The organism is Paenibacillus sp. 01T422 (assembly GCF_056398785.1).
On the sequence record NZ_JBFTQB010000589.1, the window covers coordinates 1 to 7,176 of the forward strand.

The 7,176-nt window shown below is 44.9% G+C and carries 6 protein-coding genes and 1 pseudogene; 5 read left to right on the top strand and 2 right to left on the bottom strand.

Annotation, left to right across the window (positions count from 1 at the left end):
* The 5 genes and pseudogenes from AC1DUA_RS26595 to AC1DUA_RS26615 form a co-directional block, all read left to right on the top strand.
* Positions 1–1,206 (top strand): ABC transporter ATP-binding protein (locus tag AC1DUA_RS26595; RefSeq protein WP_477502637.1); only part of this gene is annotated, 1,206 nt, incomplete at its 5' end.
* Positions 1,199–2,266, top strand: coding sequence for an ABC transporter permease (locus AC1DUA_RS26600; protein ID WP_477502638.1), 1,068 nt, complete (start codon positions 1,199–1,201; stop codon positions 2,264–2,266). The genes AC1DUA_RS26595 and AC1DUA_RS26600, both read left to right, overlap by 8 nt.
* Positions 2,250–3,173: an ABC transporter permease gene (locus AC1DUA_RS26605; protein WP_477502639.1), complete on the top strand. Its 924-nt coding sequence runs from the start codon at positions 2,250–2,252 to the stop codon at positions 3,171–3,173. The genes AC1DUA_RS26600 and AC1DUA_RS26605 overlap by 17 nt, the downstream gene beginning before the upstream one ends.
* Before the next feature lie 21 nt (positions 3,174–3,194).
* Positions 3,195–3,872: a sulfite oxidase-like oxidoreductase gene (locus tag AC1DUA_RS26610; RefSeq protein WP_477502640.1), complete on the top strand. Its 678-nt coding sequence runs from the start codon at positions 3,195–3,197 to the stop codon at positions 3,870–3,872.
* Between the two features lies 1 nt (position 3,873).
* Positions 3,874–4,363 (top strand): annotated as a pseudogene (locus tag AC1DUA_RS26615) (phosphorylase family protein).
* A gap of 676 nt (positions 4,364–5,039) precedes the next feature.
* On the opposite strand, the gene AC1DUA_RS26620 reads toward AC1DUA_RS26615, so the two are convergent.
* A complete protein-coding gene (locus AC1DUA_RS26620) occupies positions 5,040–5,687 on the bottom strand; it encodes a response regulator transcription factor (RefSeq protein ID WP_477502641.1) in 648 nt (215 codons plus the stop codon).
* A partial coding sequence (locus AC1DUA_RS26625) for a sensor histidine kinase (protein ID WP_477502642.1) occupies positions 5,684–7,176 on the bottom strand: 1,493 nt, incomplete at its 5' end. The genes AC1DUA_RS26625 and AC1DUA_RS26620, both read right to left, overlap by 4 nt.

A 7,176-nucleotide genomic window follows, 5' to 3' on the forward strand; every position in this document is an offset into this window, starting at 1 on the left:
GTTATTGGTAATGAACCTAAGTCAGGACTCAAATTCGACCGCAAAAAGGCCGTCAAGCAAGTAGAAGCATTATGCGAGCAGTATCGCTTGCCGATTGATCCATCTAAGAAAGTGGCGGATATTCCGCTTGGCATGCAGCAGCGTGTGGAAATTTTGAAGGTGCTGTATCAGGGTGCCGACATTATTATTTTGGATGAGCCGACTGGGGTCTTGACGCCGCTTGAAGCGAAGGAGCTTCTCGTTATTATGAGAAATTTGGCTAATCAAGGGAAGAGTTTTATCATCATCACGCATAAGCTTCATGAAGTGATGGAAATTGCTGACCGGGTTACTGTCCTTCGTGATGGGAAAGTAACGGGAGAGCTGGATGCTGGTGCAACCAATGTTGAGGATTTGTCCAAGCTAATGGTGGGCAGGGAACTGCTGCCTACGACCAAAAGTGATGTGAAACTTGGTGAAACCGTGCTACAGGTCAAAGATGTTTCCATAATGGGGGGCAAAGGCAAACCCGTGCTGGATCAGGTTAGTTTCCAGGTCAAAGCTGGAGAGATCGTTGGTATCGCAGGTATTTCAGGGAACGGTCAATCTGAACTTCTTCAAGCTATTTCTGGACTCCAACTAATTGACCGTGGGGAAATTCGGTTGCTTGGCGACAATCTGAAAGGGCGTTCTGTACAGGAAATCAGAAACGTTGGTCTTTCGCATGTTCCGGAAGATCGGTATCAATGGGGTGCTGCGAAAGAAGGCACCGTCTTAGAAAACGGAATAATGGGTCATCACAGAACTCGCAGCCGCAAAGGCTTTTTACAAGGAAAAGAGCTGCGTCAAATGGTGGGTGGCTTCATTCAGCAATTTCAGATTAAAGCAGGATCGCAAGATGCGAAGGTGAAGTATCTATCCGGCGGCAATCTGCAAAAGCTGATCGTAGCAAGAGAAATTGCGCAGAAACAACCATTTCTTATTGCAGCAGAACCGACTCGTGGCGTTGATATTGGAGCCATGGAGCTCATCCACGAAGAATTGCTTCGCAAACGTGACGAGCAGGGCGCAATTTTATTAGTTTCCTCGGAGTTAACAGAAATTCTCAAGCTTTCGGATCGTATTATTGTCATGTATGAAGGACGAATAGCTGGCGAGATTTCTGCCGAGAACGCAACGGAGGAGCAGATTAGCTTGTGGATGGCGGGAGGAGTTTCTCATGCTTAAAAGTCGTTTCCCTATAAGCGCTTGGGTCCAACCGCTGCTTGCCGTCATCATCGGATTATTAGGCGGGGCGATTGCCATTTCATTGATTGGCGGATCGGTTATTGACACCTATGCACAGATGTGGAAGGGGGCGTTCGGTAATTTCTTTTTCATTACGAATACGCTAACCCGGGCAACGCCGCTGATTTTGGTTGGTTTAGGTGTATCGATCGCTTTCCGTGCAGGATTCTTCAACATGGGATCAGAGGGTCAGATGATTCTGGGCGCATTATCCAGCGCAATGACTGCTCTTTATTTACCTGGACCAGCGCTATTTAAATTATTGGCTGCTATACTGGCCGGAATCATTGCCGGCGGTATTTGGTCGGCGTTTGCTGGCTGGCTAGATGCCAAGTTCAGAATGAATTTGATCATTACAACACTGTTAATGAACTATATAGCTGCTTTATTTGCTGGTTATATGGTGGCCTATCCTTTTAAAGATAAAACAGGTTCAGCTGCTCTTGCTCAAACGATGATGATTGAGAAAGGGGTCTGGCTGCCCAAATTATTTCAAGGAATGAGCATTCACGGTGGCTTCATTATTGCGATTGCTCTCGCAGTTCTTCTCTATCTGTTTATTAAATATACGGTTGCCGGTTATGAAATTCGTATGTTAGGGTACAATCCGCTTTTTGCTGGATACGGAGGCGTGAATAGAGGGAAAGTGATGCTGGCCAGCATGTTTGCCAGCGGCGGGTTTGCTGGGTTGGCTGGCGCAATCGAGGTTCTCGGCATGCAGTATCGATACACAGATGGGATGATAACGAATCCTGGTTATGCGTGGTCCGGCATTATGGCGACTCTGCTATCAGGTGCTCATCCTTTGGGTACAGCAATTGCGGCTCTTCTTCTTGCGGCTTTGCAAACAGGAGGTATGGGTGTTGAGCGGAACACGAGCATCCCATTAGAGATCTCAAGTGTTATTCAGTCTTTACTCATCTTGTTTGTTACGGCGAAGTTCAGTTATACCCTATGGAAACGACGGAAAGGAGGCAAAGGCGATGCAGCATCTTCTTGATGTGTCATTATTCAGCTCGATGATTCGGATGGTGGCTCCGATACTGCTTGCTGCACTCGGCGGGGCCATATGTTCCAGAGTCGGCTTGTTTAACGTAGGCTTGGAAGGTTTCGTGTTAGTCGGCGCGTTCTCGGCGATTGTGGGCAACTTTTACACAGGAAATGTTCTGGCAGCTGTTCTTATTGCTGTTGTCGCCACGATGCTCTTTTCATTAATTTTTGCTTATATAAGTATTCATTTGCAGGCGAATGTCATCGTTGTCGGTATTTCGTTTAATTTCCTGGCGCTAGGATTGACTGCGTTTAGCTTGCGGGCGATTTTTCATGTCAAAGGCGCTTTCTATGATAAAAATATGATCGGACTGCCGAAATGGGATATTCCGTTCATCAAAGATATTCCCGTAGTAGGGGAGATTATTTCAGGGCATTCACCGCTTGTATATTTGGCCTTTATCCTTGTATTTGTCCTTCAGTATTTTCTATTCAAGTCTGTATTGGGATTCCGATTGATTGCGGTTGGTGAGAATCCGATTGCCAGCAAAAGCATCGGAATCAAGGTGAATCGGATGCAGTACTTGGCAGTTCTTATCTGCGGAGTGCTCTGCGGATTGGCTGGCGCGCAGCTTTCGCTGGGACAAGTGACGATGTTCACAGAAGGAATGACTGCCGGAAGAGGTTTTATTGCTCTAGTAGCAACGATGTTAGGCCAAGCTAATCCGATTGGCGTTATGGCTTCCAGCTTGCTATTCGGCTTAATGGATGCGTTTAGTATCCGATTGCAGGGCTTCTCCTTGCCCACCCATTTTACACAAATGCTGCCCTACGTTGTGACATTGCTGGCAATGCTTTTCTTCCGGAGAAGCAATTATTTGGCTGATGCGCAGAAGGCGAATGGCAGCTCCCGATAAGGAAGTAACGGAGGATGACAGATGCACAAAGATAGCAAAGCAGAGCGCATCAAGCGTATGAATATTCCTGCTGTAGATGTTCCATCGGAAATTGCGGACAGGGTTCCACCTGGACAGGCTGTCACAGAGAGATTTCCGATCCTTCACGAAGGTGAAGTGCCGAAGTATGATATGTCCACGTGGTCGTTGCGTGTGTTCGGTGAGGTTGCGGAGGAGAAATCCTTTAGCTATGAAGAGCTGCTTGCGCTACCTCGGACGCAAATCATTTGTGATATTCACTGTGTAACGCGTTGGTCAAAGCTGGATACGGCTTGGGAAGGTGTACTTTTTCGAGATTTCCTTAAACTTATCAACGTGAAGCCAGAAGGCAAGTATGTCATGCTGCATGCAGATAATGAGTATGAAACGAATGTTCCACTCAATGACCTGATGGGAGACCATATTTTGCTCGCCATGAGTTATGATGGCAAACCGCTTACACCTAAGCATGGTTGGCCGCTTCGTCTTGTCGTACCGCATTTATATTTCTGGAAAAGCGCCAAATGGATTCAGGGTATCGAATTCATGAAGGAAGACCGTGAAGGATTCTGGGAGCGCAATGGTTTCCATAATGTAGCAGACCCATTTGAAGAACAACGTTTCTCAGGGGAAGCTATTCCGATTCCGGAAGACGAGTGGGTTAGAAAGGAGTTCGATTAGATTGAAATTATCCATTTTACAAGTAAATACAGAGGATTTGAGTCCATACGCGATTGTTTGCGGGGATCCATTCCGAGCAGAAGCGATTGCACGCAAGCTGGACAATGTTCGTGAGCTGGCTTTTAGCAGGGAATATCGGACTTTCGTAGGGGAAGCGTCTGGCGTAGCGATAACCGTTGTCAGTCATGGCGTTGGATCGCCTGGAGCTGCTGTTTGCTTCGAAGAGTTGATCAAAGGTGGCGTAAAGACGTTGATTCGTGTTGGAACAGAAATACAAGCAAGCAGGTGCCTTGGCTGTTGAGATGGAAATCTCAGCGTTATATGTCATATCCTCGCTCCGCGGAGTGCGTGCTGGAGCGATAGTCGCGCTGGATGGCTACGCAGATGCGGATTTGAGAGAAGTATATGATCCGCACACGGATGTGGTTTCTGGAGCTGTTGAGCGGGAGATTGAAGCTGCTATACGTGCCATAGTCAAATTGAATCAGTAACGTGTACGAAATAGAAAAGAGGTCAATCAGCATAAGCTGGTTGGCCTCTATTTGTATGGCTACAACTGCATCTAAGTCGTCTCGGTGGTGCCCGAAAGCTGCTGGGTCTAGTAGAAATTAGCTCCCCCAATTGCTAGTCTCCATGAACGAAACTCAGCTGAATTAGCTGGAAAATGTACCGTTATTCGGAGCTACTTCGGTCCCTGGGAGGGGATAGCTGCAGAAACTACATCTAAATCGTCGGCAGTGTACGAAAACAGCAGAAATTGATGAAATTAGCGGTAGAAATTCCACTTAATTGGGATGAAATGGATCGCTTGTGGAAAATAGCAGGAACAATCGGCGTTAATTTAGATAATCAAGCTTGCTAGTAGTAGTGGTCAGTAATAGTAGTCATTGGTCAGTTGGTCAGTTGGTCAGTTGGTCAGTTGGTCAGTTAGTCAGTTGGTCAGTAGCGAGTTAGTCAGTCAGCGGTCATTGGTCAGTTAGTCAGTTAATCAGTAGCGAGTTAGTCAGTCAGTGGTCATTAGTCAGTAGCCAGTAGCCAGTAATCAGTAGTGAGTGTCAGTAGCCAGTAGTCAGCCGGCATTCTCACATACACCCAATTCCCGTCGCTCGGTTGAAGCATTGATTTTCTGTGCTCCTCTACCACTCCAGGATGCCGCTATTAACGCGCTTATCTCCGATTGACATCAAATATATGCTTGAACTGATTAAACTTGTCTACCGCTTGCGCACGGGACTTGACGCCTAGTTTCTCGTAAATTTTGCGGACGTAATTATCGACAGTACGTTTGCTCATATGTACTTCATCCGCCATCTGTTCGTTGGTTAAGCCTTGAACAATCATCGTCATCATGTTTACTTCATCATCGTCCAATAAATCCGTCTGATGCAAATTTCCGCTCGATACTCTCATTTTATGAAAAACAGGAACAGGTACTACCGTAAAATTCTCCATTAAGAGAGTTACTAAACTCTTGATGAGCGTCCCGCTGGACTCCTTGGAGATTACTGCGCTAACCTCGAGCCCAATCAAATGGTTATAGAGGTGAGATAATTCAATTCCGGAGAAAATAACCAGATGTGTCGTAGGATATTTTCCTTTGATAATTTTGGCAACTTCATCACCGTACTGATCTGGCAAATTAAAGTCTAGAAAAACAATATCCGGCACATGCAAGTCCATGAGTTCTAGGCATTGCTTGGCATTACCAGCAATCCCAACGATTTGCACACCGTCAAGTTGTTTTAAAGTACTGGAAGTTGCCTCAGCCATTAATGGGTGATCATCTACAATTAAAATTTTTGATTGCTTGTTCATGCAGTACTTCCTTCCTGTGTAGGTATGGGAATCCGAATGGTGAGTTCAACGCCGCTTCCCTTATCTGACAGAAGCTCTAGATGTCCACTCAAATGTAAGACTCGGCTTTTCATCTGTTCTAGTCCAAAGCCGGAGTTAGCAATCGTTCGAAGCCTTTTGTCCTTGGCGAGTGCTTGGGGGTCAATGCCAACCCCATCATCCTTGTAAAATAAACACAAGTAATTCTCAACGACCGCCAATTTAATGATGACTTTCGTGGCATTTGAATGCTTCTTGGCATTGTGCATAAGCTCTTGAAAGATACGGAAAGTATGCTTCTTGATATCGATATCGAGCCTTTCAATGATCAAAGCTCCTTCAACATGGAACTGAGTTTCATATTCGTTTAAGCCAATATCCAGATCCAATGTTGCTTGAATGGTTTGAATTAATCCAATATTTTGAAGCAGATGCGGATTGAGTTCGAAGCAGCTTTGACGTAAGCTTTCATTGACCAAATCCAGATGCTTGATTGCTTGAACCACCTGCTGTTGATCCTCGTTATTATTGATAAAAGAAATTAATCTTCTACGCACTAATAAAATGTCCTGCATGGTCGTATCATGTAGATCCGTAGCAATTCTATATCGTTCTTGTTCCTGTAATTCAAAAAGCGATTTGCGAAGCCAAACGACGTCCTGACCGGCTTCCTCATTGGGAATTTGCGAAGCCAAATCATGCAATTTGACCGTTAATTTACGGATCAGATATATATTTTCCAAGCTAACTGCCAAATAAGAGATGATCAGACTTAACCATTGACGTTCCTCTAGACTAAGCAGTGTGTTGGTCTTTTTCCTTGCAGTGACTAAATAGCAGGAGTATTCTTCATTCTGATTAATGACAAAAATGGAATATTTCGAGTCATCCAACCGATTCTCACGCAGATATTGTTCGATTTCATTTAAATCTAGAACTCCCTCGCCAATGGTTTCCATGGAATTCGGATATTGAAAAACGATGGCTCCGCCGTAGACGTTAAGTGTACTTACGATATCTACCAGAATGATATCTTTTAGCTCACGAAAACTCGTAATGGTTCGTAAGTTTCTGGCAATTTTCTTCAGTGCAAGCTGCAAGTAAAACTTTTTGGGAAACATGATGGCATCCAGCTTCGTAACAAAATATTCAAGCACATAAAGTAAGAAGGAGATGGTGGTTAGAATAAATAAAAAGCTTAACGACAAGTTTTTCATAGTGACTTCTTTGCCGAAAATCAGGGAAATCATGAGTACGATTAGTGTGCTTGGCACCATTGAAATAAGTGTCGTATACACAATGCGGCGAAGCAGGATATGGATATCAAACAATTGCTTGGTTAAGATCATATAAGTAAATGATAGTGGAAACAACACGACGAAATATCCCGTGTACAACGCTTTAACGAGCGGCGCTCCCGTGAACAATATAGGGAGGAAGGATAGAAATGCTAACGGTGCAGTCGAAATAA